This window comes from Prosthecobacter sp. GW821-HT29F12, from assembly GCF_058803405.1.
This window is the reverse complement of record NZ_CM179517.1, coordinates 5,277,053-5,296,348: the sequence shown is the minus strand read 5'-3', so window position 1 is coordinate 5,296,348 and position 19,296 is coordinate 5,277,053. Positions and strand designations below refer to the sequence as shown.

Sequence of the window (19,296 nt, the reverse complement as noted above, 5' to 3'; positions counted from 1 at the left end):
GCCAAGCTGTGCATCAGCGGCTCTCCCAGTTTTATGAAAAAAACCTCAACATTGACTGCAGCTGAACTCCAACGCCTCATCGACAGCCCCACCTCGGAGAAGGGCGCTTCTAAAACGAGCTACAATCCGAAGCTGCCCACTAGCAAGGCATCGCCGTTCGTGAATGATGCTGTCAAGACAGTGCAGCAGCCTAATGCTGCCAAGCCCGTCACGTCGGAGAAGAAGATGGCTATGGCTCCTTCACAACCAAAACCGACTGAAGTCAAAAGAACCAAGGTTAAACCTGTGGCGGTCACCATCGCCACAGCGGCAGGCATGCTCGAAGCCTCGCAACCTACGATCCGGCGTTGGATCAAAAGTGGCAAGCTTCAGACGTTTCGAATCGGACGGGTGGTACGCATTCCAGTGAGCCAGTTTGCCCAACTCATGGGGGCGCACGGGTAGCATTAGCAGTGGTATGGCAGCGAGTTCATAACTATGGCCAGGAATGGTCACGGATGGGCTCGACTGCCCTTGTTTCCCCAAGCACTAACGAGGTCATGAATGAAAACGTTTATGTCTCTGGTTGCGCATCAGATCGCAGCCGCAAACGTTAAATGAAAAACGACAAAAACGACGCGACAACGCACCTCAATAATAATCAGCCTTCCCACACGAGTGAAGGTCTCAAGAATCAAACGCACGAAGAAAAGTTTTCTCAAGCAGACGCCCTTCTGGAAGCCATAAAGCGCAGCAGTGGATCGCCATTGATTACGCTGAGCTTTCCTCACTCTCCTGAGGGCAAAGATATATTTTATTGGTCCAATGGAGTCAATTCTCTCCAGCACGAGATCAGACAACTTCTGTGCTTTAAACCACTGCCAGGGCGCGGAATTGATTCCTTCTACTTTGACGTTGTGAAAAACATCGAAACCGGGGGGCTGCGCATACGTCTGGATTGGCGCTGGGCTCCGTGTTGGCGGGACATTAAGCGTCTGGATTGCGAGAGCATTTCAGCGGCAATTGTGTCCCTCATGAAGGAGCACCAGCTCAACGCGATCATGCTCAATGAGCAAAGCGTTGTGAATTGCTGTCCCGATATTCTCAATAAATCTGAAGTCGCAGGGATCATAAACGCAGGTCTTCAAAACTCGTCACAAGCAGGGTTCATTGCGCTGCCCGAGTTTATGGAGACGCGATACGAGGAAGACGAATCCGAGTACGACAACGAGCAGATCTACACGCGGGTCTTCTAAATAAGTCGAGCCGCCGATGCGCATGACTGTGTGTCGGCGGCTCTTCATCCCATTATCTGATATAATTCACACCCGAACCCAATTCATCCAGCGACCAAAAAAGCGGGTCAATTCTTCACTTTTAAAATATGAGTAAACATTCCTTACCACAACCGCCCGACGACCAAATGCTCGTACGGCAACGCACCGCTCTCTTGGGCGGATTCCATCAAGCCGCAATTCTCTACACGGAAGATAGCCCCAGCCCTCTTGCCGTGCCGCCATCGAGCATCACAGACTCAACACAACCCCGCACTGGAATCGATTGCGTTGATCTTCAGCCGATGCCTCAGAGCCACACGATGAACTCGTGCTCAGAGGTGACCACGGCCCTGAACACGCAGGTTTACCCTGACACTCCAGCGCAGGATCAAGTCACCAAAATCCGTGCTCTGCTTGGCAATGATGTGGTGCTGCTGCCCATCAACAAAGGCGAGAAAATCCCCAGTCTGCCAAAGTGGCAAAATGTCACGATGGAAAACATGAACGAAGCCGAGTACCTGGGCCTTCTCAAACGTCGCAATATCGGGGTGCTTCTCGGGAAAGCGTCTGGAGGGCTGTGTGCAATCGACATTGACGACGATACGCTTGTCGAGCCATTCCTTGCCCTCAATTCAAGGCTGCGTGATACGTTGCGTTCGAAGGGTGCTCGTGGTCAACAGATCTGGCTGCGCATCACCGGCGACTACCCGAAACTCGCGAAGATCACGGCGGAGAATGATCAACCCTGGGGAGAATGGCGTGCTGATGGTGGGCAGTCCGTTATCCATGGGCGTCATCCCTCGGGCGTGGATTATCAGATCGTGCACGAAGCTGCCCCTGTTGAAATTGCATTCGACGAGATCAAATGGCCGGTGGGGCTGATCCTTCCATGGTCGAATGAGACTGCAGACGATGAACTGACTAGGGAAGTAGGGCCTCCTTTTGAAATCAATAAGGGTGGATCGGTGCGTCTGAACAACATCTTTTGGGTGCGCAAATACATGGTGGAGCACACCATCGTTTATGAATCTACACTGGGAGAATTTTTGGAATATGCCGCTGAGTCCGGCAAGTGGCTCAAGGTCACAACAGAAACCATCAAGCGGCGATTCATTGAAGAATTGATGGCGGTGGGGAAAAACCAGGGAATCGAAGAACTCTTCTACAAAGTCAATGACGCTCTTGCGACAGCACTGGTAGCACTGCTCCAAACCATGGCCGAAAAGTCCGACGTCTTTTCAAAGCGTCAGGAAGCGATCCATGTCCAAAATGGCATGCTCTGCTTTGATGGGGACGATATCCAACTGAGAGCATTCTCGCCCGATTACTATTCCCGTAATGCCTGTCCCTACGCCTATGACGAGAACGCTGAGTGTCCCCGGTTCATCAAGGAGCTCCTGCAGACAGCGCTTAACGAGGACGACATCGCTTTGATGCAGAAATGGGCGGGCGCCTGTCTTCTCGGCAAAAATGACGCCCAAAGGATGCTGCTGATGATGGGAACTCCAAATGGCGGGAAAAGCACTTTCATGAATGTGCTAGAGGCAGTCATCGGTGAAAAGAATGTGACGCAACTCCGCACAGGCCACCTCGCAGAACGTTTTGAACTTTACGGGTTTGTGGGCAAGACGTTGCTCACGGGGAAGGACGTGCCTGCTGAGTTCCTGCTCAACAAAAGTGCTCATGTAATTAAGGCATTGGTCGGCCATGATTTGTTGAGCGCTGAGAAAAAGGGTCATACAGAACCCGTGCCGCTGCGTGGAGATTTCAATATTGGAATCACCTGCAACGCCGACCTTAATGTCAGGCTGGAAGGTGACCTTGGTGCATGGAGGCGGCGAATGATGGTCATTCGCTATGAAAGAGAAGCACCTGCTAAGCGCATTACCGACTTTAAAGAACAGTTGCTCGAAGAGGAAGGGCCTGGCATCCTGAAGTGGATGGTCGAAGGCGCGAAGGCGTTGTTAAGGGATCTTGCCGAAACTGGCGATTACCGGCAAACAGAGGCACAAAAAGCGCGGGTCGATGATCTGCTTGCAGAATCAGACAGCATTCGTCATTTTGTGCAAAGCTGTGTTATCAAGTGCCGAGCAAACTCGGTGTTGGTGAAAGTACTGAGCAATGAATACCTCAAGTATTGCGAACGCAAAGGGTGGACACCGTTACCCGCGGGCGAGGTCGCTCGGCAACTTCCAGCAGCAATGCTCGAAATTCATCAGTGCCGCAGGCGCAACGACCTTGGAGAGAATAAATCCATGAAGGGCTACAGCGGCGTGGCACTTCAGATTGAGGATGCCGAAAACGGTGAAGGTGAGGAGGCCCAAGATGAAGAGGGTTGATCTGACCAAGCTCGACCAGGTCGTCCTCAAAGACGGCAAGACCGTTGCTCGTTGCCCCGCGTGTGCTGCGCGGGGCGGCGACGCCAAGGGGAACAACCTCGTGGTGTTCCCTGACGGCAGATTTGGCTGTGCTGCTCACCCTAGCAGCAAAAGTCACAACCGGCAGATCCTCGACTTGGTAGGGGTGACTGTTGCGGATGAGAAGATCCGTTACCATGTCCCCGTCCGGCGCGTCATCCATCCTCCCTCCACCGTCATCAGGACCTACGGACCGCTCGGACCTCATATCGCAGCTACTGCTGAGCTCAAAGATCCAAAAACCGAACCACCCATTGAATCCAAATAATCTAAAGATTATAAAAAATATCCTAAAGCATTAATACACCCGTCCGAAAAGTCCGAGCACCATATTTATAGTTTTTCAAACCCACTAATCAATCCTTCCGGGAACGAGGAGTGGGTTTTCCATTTTTGGAATTGGGCCGTAGAGGATCATAGCAGATCGAGGACTTGAGTGTTCAATCGTTAAGGGGGCGCTGAAGGCTAATTTAAGCTGCCGGAAGTGGTTTGCGCCATGGTCACCCTCGCGAAGTGTGCAAGACCGTCAAAAAGCCCTTTCTGTGCAGCCGACGGAATCTGAAGCCTCAGCGGAAAGACATCATCGGGACCAGGCCAGACAAGAGGGTAAAGACAAAGAAACGGAGGAGGAAACTCCGACCCTGATTCTTGCGTTCTAAGGCCCGTTTTACTGCCTTGGGGTCTCTTCATCTGATGGGCCTTCAAGGGGGGCAGAAGACCTCCAGGAATATCTGTGCGCAATCTGGAGGGGGCAGTCTGTTGACCAGGCTGGCTGCTTCCGGTCCGTGCTGCAGATTAGTGCGGATTATACCCCAATGCGATCAAACACTGCATCCACGAAAGCAGCCATTTCCGGTGCTGGTCCTTCCCCGTAATTGTTGTGTGCTCGATCGCGTCTAACCTCACACAACATGGGCAACGGTGAACATGATTTCTCCAGCGTAAAATATCGAGTGGAGGGTGATTCATGCATGTGATGCTTTGCCTCATCATCTTTGTGCACAATGGCAGCGAAATGGGCCTCTGGCATTTTCACGGGCTCGGGCATTGTCAATACGTAGAGAGAATAACCGTTTCGCTTGTGTGGATGAATGGTGATCTGTTTGGTTATGCCAATCAGGACATGGATGTTCTCATCACCATCATCCTCCCCTTCAATTAGACCGATCTGAACACAGCGCACCAGAGCTTTAGACCCCATGTGCACAAGCGACTGCACAGATGATTCCCTGTTCAACTGACGGATCAATTCTGGGTGATTCAGAAACGCTGCTTCGGGAAGAGTGACCTGCTGCAGCATGTAAAGCAGCGTTCCTCGTTTTTCTTCCAGTTGGTCACCAGTCGTACTCATGTGTGACTCTGAATTCGGTCAGATGAAAAGTCAAAATTTGGTCTGTACATACTCAATCAGAATTGGTACAATGGTTATGCTGTTAATAATTCAATTATTACTCACTGCCAAACAGTGAGCTTTGTCCGATCAACACTCGAACAACTGACAGCATAACGTAAATAGAATAGCATAGATAAATGAAACTAGTTAGAGAAGTATCGTACCTAACACCAGAAGGTACGTTTCCAGGCACAATCATCAACGCAACGCTGGGCAACAATACAAAAAACGGCAACGCAAAAGAAAACCTGCGATTCACCATATCGGTTGATCCAATACCCAACGACATCCTTTTCGACTACAGAGTTCGAGTGGATTACTGGGGAAACCAGCAGGACGGTTTATTGACGGATCTGTTCCACATTCTTGGGTCGGATATGATACAACTTGTTAACTCCGAAGGTGAAATTATTCCTGAGCAGCTGACGCTCTTGGTAGGTAAAAGAGTGCTCTTCGATGTGATCCACGAGACTCGTCCAGGGTTCGAGGTAGCATTCCGTAAGGTCAGGAATCTACGTCCTCAGCAATCAACGGCAGACGGGTTCAAAAAAGCAGCCTAAACGGTCTGAATGACCTCCTGTGCTCGCTAACAATGAGCACCGGAGGCTTTTCTTTGATCAGTCAGACAGTGTGCAGGAAGCTAGAGAAAACACGTTTTACAACAGATCAACGACAGCCTGATAATGGAAATCTTTTGGCTTTCTTGGATCGTCACAACTCAGGAGATAATGGACTTCTTTTCAACGATGAATGAAGCTGTCAAGCATGTCTGCGATAAGCACTCGCATAATATACTGAATCATTCCGGATGATTTGAAACTTAGAAAGACTCCAGTGCTCAAAACCAAAATTGGAACTGGACGTTCGCAAAAAACCTAGCACTCGGCGCAGGCTATAAAAAGTGCACCACCTTGTAATTGCATTGAAGGTTGATCACTTTACCACAGTGACATAATGGACTTGGAGCTCAAAAATCTTGGAATGACACTCGCTATCGGTGGTTTTGCCGTGTATGGGATATTGTTCATTATTAAGATTTGTCGAGCCAAATGGGTTCCTCGTTTTTTCTCTGTTGAGGAAGGGAAGCTGCAGATCCAGCATGCGGCAGTTTATCTTGCACTGGTCTTGGCCACCGGGATCATCTTGGAGGACGTTTCTAAAAATTACGCAGCAAGACGAACAAATTTTCTGTCCACAGTTTGCAACTTTTTTGTCGACTCCGATAATGAACTTCGGCTTCTTAGCCTTTTCAAAGATGTAGAGCTCTCAGATACTAAAGTTAAACTGACCCCTAAACCGATCTTCCGTGAACTCCAGCTAGTCAAACCGAAGCACTTGGTTGTTGAACAGCATCTAGCAGTAATCAATTCACATATTCCCCCCGGTGCAGGCATTTCGGCTCATTCTACGCCGTGCACTATTGATTCGAAACAAAATGTTGAGGCATTTCGTGGAGCTTTAGATGGGCTCTTTTACGATGCAAAAACACTCGTTTATAGAAACGACAACTATAACAAAGAATTGACTGACATTTCTATGCGCCTGGATTTCTCCCGAGCGCTTACGATTTTGTGCCTAATATTCGCTTTTTTGTATCTTTTGTTTTCAGTCTTTGGCTTTGTTCCTGGTCTAAAAGATTTCTTGGATATTGACTGTAATGAAAGAAGTAAATTGATTACTCTCACGGCTCTCTATGCGATCGGCATTTGCTTTGCTGGAGCGGCCTACCGAATAGAGCAAAATAACTACAACCTTCGTGTGTTTGGATACTATATTTCCACTCGTCTTTATGAAGACGCACCAGCAGTGTCACCTGTGATAAAATCAAATTAACTGTTTTGGTTTCCGAGGAGAAAAATCTGTGGAGTGGGCATTGCGAAGATGTTTAATCCATGACATGCGGGTTGACCACACGAAACAAAATTTCTCAATCCGCTACTTTCAAGATGCATTAGACATGGAAAAAGCAGTCAGGATCTCAACAAAGAGCCTCAAGCCTATTTTTTGTCTGCCTTCTTTGACTTCGCCCAACGCTTCCTCTGTGCAGCCGCGATCTTCTCACGAGCTTCTGGAGACATCACACGTTTAGTCTTCTTGGTTTTCGGTCCCTTGGGTTCCTTCACGCTTTTGGCTGGCTTTGATGAACCTCCAAGGAGAGCGGCGAGTTCGGCTTCAAGTGCATCAAGCTTTTCGCTGATAATGACGGCTTTTTTGAGTTGGGCGGTAGTGGGCATGGAGGAAATGATAACGGGCAGGGCTCTGGATAACAAGGAAATAACTGACTTGTGCCTGCCCCGTTCAATACAAATTTCTACTTGTGGTTTCTGCGCTTTGGAAGATGAGAATGCATTATGTCAACGAGAACCCGATATGATGTAAAGTGCGAGTGTGGCCACAAGGGACAAATCGTAATGAGAGAAAATGATGCACCCTTTTCAGCTCAATGGGAAGTATATAGCTTGGTGAATCTTAACGGTGCTCCATCATATCATGTGACACTCGCGAAATCCTTTGATGAGGTGTTTGATGCTCTGCGTCCTGTGTGTCCTAAATGCGATGCAGTCCTCACCCCGAGTTCAATGGACCAATGCTGAACAGATTCATGAGTTGTCAGAAGCAATGCTGTCAGCCCCATAAATCGCTTCGAATGCAGGGTCGTCCAGGGCTCTCATTCGCAGGTTCTCACTCAGGACAGACACCTTTCGCAGTGATCCCCTTGCCTGTTCCAAATCCCCAACAGCAGCATGACATTGAGCTGACAGGTAATGGAAATCGGCGTCATTCAGGCATTTCTTTTCAACGGACACCAGCCAAGCAAGAGCATCTGTGAATTCGCCGGCGTCATGCTTTAACTGTCCGTCTTCAATATTCAGTCCCACGTTGTCAGGATCGCCGAAACAGAGATTCTCGCCCAGGTATGACGCTTTGAGTGGCTGGCCGGACTTCACGAAAATGCTCATGTGAAGCGTGATGACCTCTTTGGAGATCTTCGCCTGCGTGGGGAGATCCTCCAAGAGGTTTTGTGCGACATCCTCCAGGCCGAGTGCAATGTAGCCTTCGGCGGTGTCACAAGCGATTAAGAAATCGCAAGATCTCACGATCGTGTGGATTGATAGATGAAGCAGCCGAATATATTGCTTAAATAATGAGTGAGTTTAGTTCGTCCAATAGTTGCGAATATGCGGGTGGAATGTGAATAATCTATGTTGGCCTCTTAGTCTCAGGTGCCGGAACGAATGCGCCTGTACAAGCTAAAAAATAAGTTCTAAGAATTTCTGAAAACAAGCGTGCCATTTCGTGCATTTCCGGCCGGCAATAAAGCTTGGCTAATGATTCATTTTTACTGTCAATGCAAATAAAACCCTTGATGTCTGTGCCTTGGTCAGAGCGAGTGCCTCCATAGAGTGGCACCACTAATGTAGCATTGTAATGCGTATCCCAGTCGGGGGTCTGATTGAAATACCCTTGTAGATCCTTTAAGTTATCGCATGCAAAATGCGCTTCACCTTTTTTCATCTTCATAAGGCTGTTAAAAGCTGCATTGGCGCTCAACGTAAATAAACTTTTCCTGACTTCCCTGATGTTTGTTGCTCGCACAGTTGAGCTATCTCGCGCAAAAGTTACAAGGACAAACTCCTCTGTTGCAGGAATTGTATGCAAAAAGCGCTTCAAATCTGGTAACACTTTGTGAAGCATCGATCGTGGAATAACTACTTTCAAAGTGATTGCTGAATCGTTCTGATAGTCTTCAACATGAAACTTGAGTTTATTGTCAATGAGGGCCTTCATTTGGTCCAATACATGCTCAACAGCTTCGCGAAACCTGTGACTAAGGAACAGATTTCTAATCTTCCTTTCATAAGGGCATACGTCTAATGTGTTTGAATGTTCTCTTGCCACAGTGGCTAAAAGAGAGCTCAGACTTTTTATTTCACTGCGATGCGCTCCATTTAGAAGCCTAATCTCTTTGAGGTGGTCCTGTTTTAATTTTTTGTGCGTTTTGCGTGTGTTCCACAGAGCGAGTGAGAGACAGCCAATTGCTATGAGCATTATTGGGGAAGACAGGGTCGAGCCTTGAAAGAAATCGAAGATTGCCTTCAGGGATGAAAGAAACTCGGTGGACTCTGCGATTTTTCCGAAAGTGGATGGGTTCACGTGGAGCTGGGAAGAGGTGATTATTTCCTTTACGTGACGATTTGATCACAATGGGGGCAGGGCGACCAGCAAATTATTTTACATGCTCAATTATGTGCCCTTTTAAACCGAATGTAGACGCAAATTATTGTAGCGTTGACGGTATAACGGTCTAAAATTAGTCCATGAGTTCAAGTCATTCGAAGCGTGCGTCTATAATATCAGACGAAGATCAGCAGGAGTTGTTCTTCGCGGCACTCGAAAAATATTTCATAAGAGACACCGATGGCCATGTGATTGATGTAGCCGCGAAAAAAGCAGTTTCTGATCATCTCTTAGGTCTTGGATTTCGCTCTTTCAATATTTCTGACGACAGCGCTGTGAAGATATCGAAAGATACTATCCGAGACCTTATTAAGCGAGCAAAAGCGAGGCTCGGGGTTGCCGTTAAGATAGGGACTAAACTCAAGAAGAGTGTTGAACAACTGAAAGAAGAAGTAAAACGTATTTACGATCTAAAGGAGTTGCGAGTTATTGATAATGCAATTGATCATCAAAATGATTCTAATGGCCTTGCGAAAATTGCAGCCGACATGCTGTCTGATCTGGTTAAAAGGCATGAAACACAAAACGGATGTCCCGTCATAGCTATTGGGGGCGGGAGGTCACTTTATCAGATGACGCTTCGACTTGATCCCGATAAGGCCGATGTAATCATTTTACCAACAAACTATGCCACGCGAGTTACGGACAAAAAAAATTATGACAGCAGACATCTAGCAACAAGAGTTCATGAATTGCTAAGCAATTTGGAATCGCCTATAATGGGAGTGCCAATTTTGCCACGAAGTGATCCATTCGCCGCTGCCAAATGGCATAGCCTTTTGTGGGATAACAATAGTGACATGAAGGAGTATTTCGAAATGGGTAATAGGGCTGAAGTAGTATTTTTAGGGACTGGCAACTTTGCAGCAAACTCGCCATCTTTTTCTCGCGTATATCATCACCTTGGAGTGGAGTATGCAAAGCTCGCAAAAATGGAAAATCCTCCAGTTGGAGATATCAATTTATGCTTTTTTGACAAGAATGGAAATGATCTAACTAATAAGATAGTCATGGATCGTGTGGCAGAGGCTGGCTGGAATGTGGCAGGGACGCGCTATGCAAATGGATCATTCATTGACAGTGAAGACTCGCACCCATTTTTGATTGGATACAATATATCCTGGTTAAAAAAGATGGTGCATTTTGGAAAGGACGTGGTGGTTGTGGCTGGCAACGATGGAAATAAGGCCTTGCCAATTCATGTTCTCCTGAAAAACAAAATTGTTAATTGTCTAGTAACGGATTCGCTCATGCTCCAGGACATTGTGGAATTGAACAGTAAGAATGATCCAGAACTCCGTATGGATGTAAATAGTTCCTATTAGATGCGCATCAACCATAAGAACATATTTTAAAGATAGATTTGCGACTACAGTAAAATGAGCGATGCCAGGTGTGTCTCTCATCACCATAGCCGCAGATGCAGAGCCTTGAACGGCAACGGTTTTTTACATTCATGAAGACCGCAAACGATGGTTCCTAGATGCCATTGCGAGTTCAGTAGGTGACGTAAGCTTGTCTTGCCAAGATACAGAACAACCTCTCTCATTGGCTTACAAACTGAAGGATGCGGCAGCACAGTTTGGAGTTTCGACCGTCACAATGCGCCGTGCTATTCAACGTGGACTGATTCGACTATCACGAGCGTTTCGCCATGTTCTGATTATCGCGGATGAATTGAATCGGTTCCTGAAATCCACATCAACAATCGAATAGCGGCAACAAACATCACTTTTTGGGTTTTGCCTTTTTGAGAGCTTGTGCATTCTCGGCTAGCGCATCATCAAAGAGCACCCGGATGAATTCGGCTTTGTTCGCGTAGCCCTTCAAAGCAGCGAGTTTAGCAAGAGCCTCATCTTTCTCGGCACTGATGTAGGCTCCTGCCAGCTTGGTTCCAGGTTGTCTTTGGTTTGGCATGCTGGTTCAACAGGAAAACGATTCAGGGTGATTAGCACCCAACAGAAGCAGCCGCAATCATCCATGCAAAGCTTGTTTTAGGGGCACCATTGTTCCATCTCAAGCACACCTCGTTTTTGAGCATGGCGGTGGGGGTGGTAACTTTTCAGCAAAAACCCATATGCCATTTCCATGTGACGGCGGCTAGAATGCTCATTTTTAGAGGGTTTTGCGCGGTTTATCACTCAGGTTGATCCATAGAGGGCGTTAAATGGTCCAGATGATTAGCAGGACGACGTTTCACCAAGGCGGTAGGGGTGCACCAGGAAACGGGGCGCAAGATGTATACAGCACCCTGCTAACAAACTCATTTTCAACGGAAGGCTGGCACAGTGAGCAATGGGCTAATTCTCGAAAACGTCACTCGGTTTGCACTTCAGCTTTTCGAGGAGCCCCTGCAGTTTGATCAAGGTGATGCTCTGTTGTCCCTGCTCAAGGCGGTGAAGCGTGGACGGCGGTAGCCCGACCTTCTGAGAGAATGCCTTGAACGTCATGTCACCACGCTTTCGGCGCAGAAATGAGGCTAGGGCTTGATCCAAGGATGACACCCCACGGAAATTAAACACATTTCATTCCGTATCCGGAATGTTTTCCTTGTGCGTCTGTGTCTGCCAAATATCAGTTGGATGGTCAGCATCACCGCCACCACATCTGAAGAACAGAAAGCGGTTGGTCTGGCATGAAGCATCACACCCAACGAGAAGATGAAGCACCTGATCACATTCCTGGTTTCGCTATTCTTGCTTTTGACTGCACCATCACTCACGGCTGCTGGTGTCGTATTGACCAAAAAGACACCCACTGATTCGGAGGAATATTGGAACCCCATCGAGTTTGGCAGCATCGAGAATTTTCCAACCTCTGTGGTCATTACGTCGAAGGGAACAAAACAGACCAGCTCGATCCCCAGACATCAGATCGGCGAAGTCATCGAATTCGTGGATTTCAATGCTACATCAATTGTGAGCGAAGACAGCATCAACAAGATCAAGACAGCAAGGGATTCCGTGGCAAGATATGCCACCAAGTGCAAACAAGCAGCAGGCATCCTCTCAGCAGTGGTGCAGAATTATGATCAAGTGCTCAGTCACTATGCGGACGGCAATGTTTTGGTCGCCGGCAAATGGATCAACAAACACGATTATGCTGCGACGCTGAAAGCCGATGCACTCGCATCAACCGCTGGATCAATTCCTGAAGTTGTCGCTGGAGCAAAGTCCTTCAAAAATGTGCGAGTGACGAAAGTGGTTGGAGATCGCATCAGCATCATGCACGAAGGCGGTATTTCATCCTTCAACTCGGGAGACCTTTCAGAGGAGACACGACAAAGAATAGAAAATGCGTTTCCAAAATATTTCCAGGAGACGCAGCAGACACCGGCAAACGAAAATGCCCCGGCGTCAAAAGGCACGGAAAAAACGGCGGTCGTTGATTCACCGCCGCAAATGCAGATCGCATCAGGCGCACTTCCCCCCAGTCCTTTAGAAACCAATGCGCTCAAACCGCAGACTTTACAAAATCAGCAAGATGCATTTGCTGCAGCTTTTCAGCTACGCGCTGTTGCTCCACTTGATAAAGCCATTTTGGAAAAGGAGAAATCCACAATAATTGAGGCGGTCGAATCAATTGGGAAGCGGGTGGCAGCAACTAAATTCAATGGCTCTCTGAATATCAGACTCAGCTTCGATCCACTGATTGGAAAGATGACCATCGGGGATCAATTGGCTTCATTATTGAACAATCGCATGTACTTGTTTTTGTTCGGAGATCTGGACCCTGAGCGCATTTATGCTGACTCATTTACGCAGGATGGAAAAGTGATCCATTACACTGAGGCGCATACAATAAACGATGCAAATGTTGTTCGAGTCTTTTCTGGAACTGAGAACGGGACTGAAGATTCTGTTGTTCTTTTCGCGAGTGATGAGGTGGATGCTAAGAAAAATGCCAAAGCAATGCAGTTCTTGGCAGCGACCTACAAAACATCCGACAAAGCCCTTCCAAGTGATCCGCTAGTTAAGCTTAATTTGCTGCTCAACAAATATGGCAATGGCGTGACAAAAGTCAGTCTTAACAATGATGAACTGGTTTTTGAATCAATCTGGGGAGATGGAAAGCCGGGAGCTGATTCGACAATACAAAAAATTAATCTCACGCAGCTCGATCCTGAGAAGTTTACGTTTAAGGACACAGGAGAAAAGCATTCTTATGTGGAGTTAATCTGTTCCACCGGGAATCTTGCTCGCATAACTCACATTGTCAGAGGTGCAGAAAAATCAACCACTGCAGACGGTGTAGCTTTTCGTGCCCTTAACAGCATGGATGCGCGTCAAATCCTCGATATCGTTGTTGATCTCTGCGTCAAAGCTGGCTGGAAGAAACCACGATTCTAAAAAGATCCGGCACCAAAATTCTGTTAAATTGTGGTATAATAATCTGAAGCGGGAAACCACTTTTCCGTTCCAAATCAGCAAGGAGAACCCATGGCAAGACCACGTCATTATTCTCCGCACATCAGCAGGTTCCTCGTTGCTGTCCTGTATCACGAGGCAAAGAACAGACAGATCCCCATGACAAAACTCACGGACGATCTTCTGCTCAATGCCCTTCGTGGTTCCCCAGGATGGATCACAGCGACGACTCTGCATTCAGCGGACATCACACCACCACCACGTTCTGAGCTGTTAAACGCAGCCTAGAGCTCAAGCAGCACCCAATCCCACGCATCAAGCCAGGCCACCAACGGTCTGGCTTTTTTCGTGTCCTCATACCACCACCAAAGACAGCACCTGAAACACCATGGCCATAAAACTCAGCGCCAACTACAGCAAGAAGCTCGGTCTGCCACAATACAGCAGCCACAGCTTCGCAGCATCAGTCGAAGTCGAACTAAGCGACATCACCCAAGTCGAAGCTGAAGTGCAGAAGCTTTACGCCCTTCTGCAGCAAAGCGTCGATCAGGAAATCCAACACCCCGGCTTTGTTCCTCAAGCCAATGACCGCCCCAACAACAACGGAAACGGTTATCATCAAAATGGACGCACCTACCAGCTTAACGGCAATGGTCGTCAGCACAGCAACGGACAGCACCAGCAGGCCAAACCTGTCGGTGATGCCTGGAACTGCACCGATGGTCAGAAGGGATTCATCCTTCGCATCGTCAATGAGAACGCCAGCATCACCAAACAGGTAGCGGAGGATCTGTCCCAGCAGCTCTTCGGTATCGGTGTCAAGCAGCTCAACAAGATGCAAGCCTCACAGCTCATCGAAGATCTGCTCGTTAAGGTAGGCAAACCAGCACTTCGTCAAACACGCTGGCGCCAACAACAACCCACCAACCATCAGGCAGCATGAACACACTCGCTGAAGCTCCAACCCAAGAGCCCAGCGAGAAGGACATCATCACCGGTTTGCAGGAACAGGTATCAGCCTCACGGCTTTCACTGTTTCTGCAATGCCGGCTGAAGTTCTTCTTCCGCTATGTGCGCAGGCTCAAAAAGCCAAAGACACCAGCTCTCCATCTTGGAAATTCGGTTCACTCCGTCTTGAAGGAATGGAACAAGGCGAGGTGGCTGCTCAAACCGTTAACGCTCAAGGAGGCTCACGATGCCTACCAGAAGGCGTGGACGGATGAAACCGATGGGAAGGTGGTGTGGGAACCCGGTGAAGAGAATGACGACAAAACTACAGGATGGCGGCTCGTGGATACCTACCTCCGCGAATCCCATGTCCCGGCAGCGGTCAAACCCGAAGCCGTGGAGGTCCCTGTGGAAGTCGATCTGGTCAACCATGGTTTACCCCGGTTGATCGGTGTTCTCGATCTGGTGCAGCAACGCCAGGTCATCGATTACAAGACCTCAGCGACCACCCCCAACCCGGAAAAGGTCGCTCACTCCCACGAAATCCAGACCACCAGCTATGCAATCCTCTACCGGCACAACACTGGCAACAAAGAGGAAGGCATCCAGCTTCATCACCTGGTCAAACTGAAAAACCCCAAGGTCGTCATCACACGACTTCCTTCCATGAGCCAGCAGCAGGAAAACCGGCTGTATCGACAAATGGAGGCATACCTCACAGGACTCCAGCATGAGCAATTCGTTCCTTCACCTGGGATGCACTGCTCAAGCTGCGAGTTCTTCAATGAATGCCGAAGACATTAAACCCCAAAGGAAAGCCGGTTCTCATCATGGGCACCGGCTTTTCTTCACCACCACAACAACCCATGAAAAAACTCATTCAACTGCTTCTGCTCAGCATCATTCTTGTCAGCTGCACCCCTGCCCATGCCTCTTGGTTTGGGGGTTCAGATCTCAATATGAAGTTGGGAAATCTCGAACATCAGCTCAAAATCCAACAGGGAAAGACCCATGAACTCAGCCAGATCGCATGCTTCCTCGGCATCGCGTGTGTGCTGTTCTTCATCGTCGGAACCGCCATAGGAGCCAAAACACGTCATGATGCCACACAACCCACCGCCTGACGAATGGGAGAATAATTCTTCACTGGATCAGTCTCCTCAACGTCCCAAAAACTGGGTCTCCAACTGCCGTGTGTTCTTCGGAAAACACTGGCAGCCCAAGACACTGACACCTCCCAAGGTCGATCCCCAGCTGCAGGAGCTTTCCTTTGCTGAACGTCCCGCCGAGGTGCTGCGATATTCCGTGCGCAAAGCTGAATACTGGCTCTCACCCAAGGGTCATCTGCGTGAGTGGCTGCGATTCAACATCAAAGCTGCCGTCCTGCTTGGTATTCCTGCATTGCTCGTGGTGCCGCTTGTGACATTCGCGCTTGGTCAGTTCAACACCTGGACAACCCTGCTCGCTCAAACAACGTCCAACATGGTCCTCTTTCCCATGTCGGCTTTGCTTGTGGTGGGGTTGATCAGTGGACTGATCTACATCGTGAAGTCTGCCATGATCCTGCGTCTGCGATCCAGCCAGCAAAGGCGTGATCCTTACGGCTACTGACACTCCCAACAACAAAACCCAAGGGCCGGATGATCTGTCACAGGATTGTCCGGCCCTTTTCATATCCAGAAAGGAACATCAAACATGCAACCCATCACACTGCCCGTAGCTGAGCTTAAACCGGCACTGGCAGGAATTGGCAAAGTGATCAACCCCAGAGCCACCTTGCCAGTTCTTCATCACGTTAAAGTGGAGCGAACCTCCGATGGTTGGATCGCCCTTACCGGCACCGACCTCGACCGCTTTATCACAGTTCGTTTTGAGCATCCAGCCGAAGGTCCGCCGACTGCTGTACTCATTCCGTATGACCAAATCGCCCAGATCACCAAAAACTGTGGTCGCGGTGAAAATGTCATTATCGACCAAACTCCCCACGGACCCGTCATCAAATTCGCCCTGGCCGACAGTCTGGGTGAACAGAAGGTGCCGCCTGTTCCTGTGGGTGAGTTTCCGGTCACTCCGCGCATCAAAGCAGACGCCATACCACTGCCTGCTGAACTGCGTCAATCCATCCATGAAGCGATGGATTGCGCAAGCACGGACGAAACCCGTTACATCCTCAACGGCACCTTCATCGATACCAGTAATCCCAAGGCCAACTATATTGTGGGCACTGATGGAAAGCACCTGTACAGCGCAAATTCGTTCACGCTGCCGTTGAAGAATTCTGTCATCATCCCGAATCACAAGTTCTTGGGATGGAAGGAGTTCAACAACGACGGTGAATGGCAACTCCGGACAGACGACACAAACATCCAAATTAGCAGTCGTCGGTGGAGGTTCATCAGCAAGCAGATCGAAGGCAACTATCCCAATTGGCGGCAAACCATCCCCAGTCCTGATACTGCCAAGACACACATCACCATCGACCCGGCAAAACTGGAAACGCTGATCAAGCTCATCCAGCGCATGCCTTGTCACGACACAGAAAGATATCACACCATAGGGCTTGAATGGCAAAACGGTCAGTTCCTGCTCCTGGGAAAAGACCAGCCAAACGAACCATGGCTGCGTGTTCCTGTGCCCGACATTAAAGGCACGGGTCCTGAAATAACGATCTTCCTTAATCGTCGTTTCCTCATCAAAGCACTGCAGTACGGGCTCAACACCATCAGCCTCATCTCATTTGTCTCGCCGCTTCGTTTTCACACCAAGGGCCGGCAAATGATTGTGATGCCTCTTCGCCCAGATGGAAGCAGCACCCAGCCACAAGCAAATCAGAAACCCGCTCCGGTGAATTTGCCACCGCCAGCACCACCCACACCTAAACCCATGATCACAAATCCCACCTCTGAAGGACCGACGCCATCCAACGAACAGAAAAACGCCGTAGAAGAAGCCATCGACATGACCTTGCTCATTCGTGACAAGCTCAACGATGGATTCAACCTGCTGCGCGATTTGTCCGTGAAACTCAAAACCATCAACCGGGATCAAAAGGCCAGCGCACGTGAAATGCAGTCAGTCAGATCCACCCTCAGGTCCATCCAAGGACTGAAGATCTAAACGATCCCCAACGACAAAACCCGGAGGAGAACCAGATGCGCTTTACACGTGCCTGGTTCTCCTTCTTTTTATTAAACTCGGACTTCTCGGACGGGTATTTTGATGTTCTGAATTCTAAAATATATCTTCTTTCTTATCTAAAGAGAGGATTCGTTCAGTCAGACAAAATCCACAGCCGGCGAGCAGTGGCAAAACAGCGTCCGACAGGTCCGAACAACCCCACAGAGCGAGTCATGCCTTCACCGGTATGCCTGGCTCTCGTCGTCTATGAAGCGAATCTCATCCATCGTCTTCGACAGAAACGAGCAGCTAAAGAGAGCCACGATCATCACTCCTCTCGGCACCATCAAAGTCGAATGGAGGAATGTGGCTGGTGATCGCTACTGGACATCCTCGGGTGATCTAGCAGCCAAACAACTCGCTGTTCCTGTCATCCAAAGAATCGAGCGTCTTTTTCCTGACGCTTTCAACCCCAAACCCAAACACCACCATGATTGCAAACCTCGATCCTCATCCGGTCATTGCTACCCGTAAAACCCCCAACCTCATCCTTCACTGTGGCGCTCAAGCTGTGGAGCTGGATGATGTGCGTAAAGTCAGGACACCACGCTCCACAAGCAGCTGGTGCCCGATCCCACATCACCAGCTCATCAGCCAGGTTCAAAACACCCTCAAGACCACCAACTTGCGTATCGGCACTCAAGCGCACTCTCTGTCGCATGAAGGTCAACGCTATTTCGGTTTGATGGAGATCCACGCACAGAAATCCAGTGACGACTATTGCTGGGTTCTGGGTCTTCGAAACAGCCACGATAAAACGTTCCCTGCTGGTATTGTTGCAGGAGCCAGTGTTTTTGTTTGCGACAATCTCTCGTTTTCAGGGGAGATCAAATTTGCACGCAAACACACCCGCTTCATTGTTCGTGACCTGCCACAATTGGTGTCACGTTCGATTGGCCTCCTGCTCACCAAATGGCATGATCAAGATAAACGCATCGCCGCCTACAAAGAAGCAGACATCAGTGACATCGAAGCGCATGACCTGATCATTCGCGCTACTGATGTCGGGGTCTGTTCCAACCGTCTGATTCCTCCGGTGCTCAGTGAATGGCGCGAACCCAGACACGATGCATTTGAAGGACGGAATGTGTGGTCGCTGTTCAATGCGTTCACCGAGTCTCTGAAAGATGGAAATCTGTCAGAGCTGCCCAAGCGCACCGAAGCCCTCCATGGACTGCTGGATACGCATGTGGGTTTGAGCGCGTGAGAAGAGGAGAGTCACTGTTTTCGCCTTTGGCTGGAACAGGGGCTCTTTTTTTTAGGTTCGAGCGCAGTTTGAATCAAACGACGGTGACTTTGCCGTTCCTGAGCATCGGGAGGATGCCAGTCTCGAAGTTGGGTGAGATTTTGGTTTTGTAGCAAAAATTTGCGGGATCAGTTTCAATAAAATAATTCTTGCTTTAGATGGCTTGATGATTTCATAATCACTGCGTCACGAATTTAGGCGGTGTTCCTTGAAGGAGTCCTGTTTGATCGAGTGGCAAAAAAAAACACCGGGT

Annotated in this window: 20 protein-coding genes; 14 read left to right on the top strand and 6 right to left on the bottom strand. The window is 48.9% G+C overall.

Features of this window, described 5'->3' with window-relative positions:
- Positions 1–33 precede the first annotated feature (33 nt).
- From AC3RLQ_RS21840 to AC3RLQ_RS21825, 4 genes are all read left to right on the top strand, one after another.
- Positions 34–444, top strand: a complete 411-nt coding sequence (locus tag AC3RLQ_RS21840) for a helix-turn-helix domain-containing protein (RefSeq protein WP_493030770.1) — start codon at positions 34–36, stop codon at positions 442–444.
- Positions 445–596: 152 nt separating this feature from the next.
- Positions 597–1,235 (top strand): hypothetical protein, encoded by a 639-nt coding sequence (locus tag AC3RLQ_RS21835; RefSeq protein WP_493030769.1) that lies wholly within the window; start codon positions 597–599, stop codon positions 1,233–1,235.
- Between the two features lie 128 nt (positions 1,236–1,363).
- The gene (locus tag AC3RLQ_RS21830; RefSeq protein ID WP_493030768.1) at positions 1,364–3,595 is read left to right on the top strand and encodes a phage/plasmid primase, P4 family; all 2,232 of its coding nucleotides are present in this window, start codon (positions 1,364–1,366) and stop codon (positions 3,593–3,595) included.
- Positions 3,582–3,941 (top strand): hypothetical protein, encoded by a 360-nt coding sequence (locus tag AC3RLQ_RS21825; protein WP_493030767.1) that lies wholly within the window; start codon positions 3,582–3,584, stop codon positions 3,939–3,941. The genes AC3RLQ_RS21830 and AC3RLQ_RS21825 overlap by 14 nt, the downstream gene beginning before the upstream one ends.
- A 537-nt stretch (positions 3,942–4,478) precedes the next feature.
- Here the strand turns inward: AC3RLQ_RS21825 and AC3RLQ_RS21820 are convergent.
- The gene (locus AC3RLQ_RS21820) at positions 4,479–5,024 is read right to left on the bottom strand and encodes a hypothetical protein (protein ID WP_493030765.1); all 546 of its coding nucleotides are present in this window, start codon (positions 5,022–5,024) and stop codon (positions 4,479–4,481) included.
- Positions 5,025–5,203: 179 nt separating this feature from the next.
- On the opposite strand from AC3RLQ_RS21820, the gene AC3RLQ_RS21815 reads away from it, so the two are divergent.
- Both AC3RLQ_RS21815 and AC3RLQ_RS21810 read left to right on the top strand, forming a co-directional pair.
- Positions 5,204–5,626 (top strand): hypothetical protein, encoded by a 423-nt coding sequence (locus AC3RLQ_RS21815; RefSeq protein ID WP_493030764.1) that lies wholly within the window; start codon positions 5,204–5,206, stop codon positions 5,624–5,626.
- A gap of 394 nt (positions 5,627–6,020) precedes the next feature.
- Positions 6,021–6,899 carry a hypothetical protein gene (locus AC3RLQ_RS21810; protein ID WP_493030763.1) on the top strand — a complete coding sequence of 293 codons (879 nt, stop codon included), beginning with the start codon at positions 6,021–6,023 and terminating at the stop codon, positions 6,897–6,899.
- A 164-nt stretch (positions 6,900–7,063) separates the two neighbouring features.
- On the opposite strand, the gene AC3RLQ_RS21805 is transcribed toward AC3RLQ_RS21810, so the two are convergent.
- The 3 genes from AC3RLQ_RS21805 to AC3RLQ_RS21795 form a co-directional block, all read right to left on the bottom strand.
- A complete protein-coding gene (locus AC3RLQ_RS21805; protein WP_493030762.1) occupies positions 7,064–7,300 on the bottom strand; it encodes a hypothetical protein in 237 nt (78 codons plus the stop codon).
- Positions 7,301–7,666: 366 nt separating this feature from the next.
- The gene (locus tag AC3RLQ_RS21800) at positions 7,667–8,164 is read right to left on the bottom strand and encodes a tetratricopeptide repeat protein (protein WP_493030761.1); all 498 of its coding nucleotides are present in this window, start codon (positions 8,162–8,164) and stop codon (positions 7,667–7,669) included.
- 103 nt (positions 8,165–8,267) lie between these two features.
- Positions 8,268–9,221 carry a hypothetical protein gene (locus tag AC3RLQ_RS21795; protein WP_493030760.1) on the bottom strand — a complete coding sequence of 318 codons (954 nt, stop codon included), beginning with the start codon at positions 9,219–9,221 and terminating at the stop codon, positions 8,268–8,270.
- Positions 9,222–9,385: 164 nt separating this feature from the next.
- On the opposite strand from AC3RLQ_RS21795, the gene AC3RLQ_RS21790 reads away from it, so the two are divergent.
- Entirely contained in the window at positions 9,386–10,630 is a 1,245-nt protein-coding gene (locus AC3RLQ_RS21790; protein WP_493030759.1) for a sugar-binding domain-containing protein, read from the top strand.
- Positions 10,631–11,033: 403 nt separating this feature from the next.
- Here the strand turns inward: AC3RLQ_RS21790 and AC3RLQ_RS21785 are convergent, their stop codons facing one another.
- Together AC3RLQ_RS21785 and AC3RLQ_RS21780 are read right to left on the bottom strand one after the other, a co-directional pair.
- Complete coding sequence (locus AC3RLQ_RS21785; protein WP_493030758.1) at positions 11,034–11,222, bottom strand: hypothetical protein; 189 nt, start codon at positions 11,220–11,222, stop codon at positions 11,034–11,036.
- 383 nt (positions 11,223–11,605) lie between these two features.
- Complete coding sequence (locus AC3RLQ_RS21780) at positions 11,606–11,809, bottom strand: helix-turn-helix domain-containing protein (RefSeq protein ID WP_493030757.1); 204 nt, start codon at positions 11,807–11,809, stop codon at positions 11,606–11,608.
- Positions 11,810–11,965: 156 nt separating this feature from the next.
- Here AC3RLQ_RS21780 and AC3RLQ_RS21775 point away from each other — a divergent pair, with 156 nt between their 5' ends.
- The 7 genes from AC3RLQ_RS21775 to AC3RLQ_RS21745 all read left to right on the top strand — a co-directional run bounded on the left by AC3RLQ_RS21775 (position 11,966) and on the right by AC3RLQ_RS21745 (position 19,004).
- On the top strand, positions 11,966–13,654 hold the full coding sequence (locus AC3RLQ_RS21775) for a hypothetical protein (RefSeq protein ID WP_493030756.1): 1,689 nt from the start codon (positions 11,966–11,968) through the stop codon (positions 13,652–13,654).
- Positions 13,655–14,060: 406 nt separating this feature from the next.
- Positions 14,061–14,615, top strand: a complete 555-nt coding sequence (locus tag AC3RLQ_RS21770; protein ID WP_493030755.1) for a hypothetical protein — start codon at positions 14,061–14,063, stop codon at positions 14,613–14,615.
- Positions 14,612–15,424 (top strand): RecB family exonuclease, encoded by an 813-nt coding sequence (locus AC3RLQ_RS21765; protein ID WP_493030754.1) that lies wholly within the window; start codon positions 14,612–14,614, stop codon positions 15,422–15,424. The genes AC3RLQ_RS21770 and AC3RLQ_RS21765 overlap by 4 nt, the downstream gene beginning before the upstream one ends.
- 62 nt (positions 15,425–15,486) lie before the next feature.
- Positions 15,487–15,744, top strand: a complete 258-nt coding sequence (locus AC3RLQ_RS21760) for a hypothetical protein (RefSeq protein ID WP_493030752.1) — start codon at positions 15,487–15,489, stop codon at positions 15,742–15,744.
- Positions 15,719–16,231, top strand: a complete 513-nt coding sequence (locus AC3RLQ_RS21755; RefSeq protein ID WP_493030751.1) for a hypothetical protein — start codon at positions 15,719–15,721, stop codon at positions 16,229–16,231. Before AC3RLQ_RS21760 ends, AC3RLQ_RS21755 begins: the two co-directional genes overlap by 26 nt.
- A gap of 84 nt (positions 16,232–16,315) precedes the next feature.
- The gene (locus AC3RLQ_RS21750; protein WP_493030750.1) at positions 16,316–17,737 is read left to right on the top strand and encodes a DNA polymerase III subunit beta family protein; all 1,422 of its coding nucleotides are present in this window, start codon (positions 16,316–16,318) and stop codon (positions 17,735–17,737) included.
- 490 nt (positions 17,738–18,227) lie between these two features.
- On the top strand, positions 18,228–19,004 hold the full coding sequence (locus AC3RLQ_RS21745) for a DUF932 domain-containing protein (RefSeq protein ID WP_493030749.1): 777 nt from the start codon (positions 18,228–18,230) through the stop codon (positions 19,002–19,004).
- Positions 19,005–19,296: the final 292 nt, after the last annotated feature.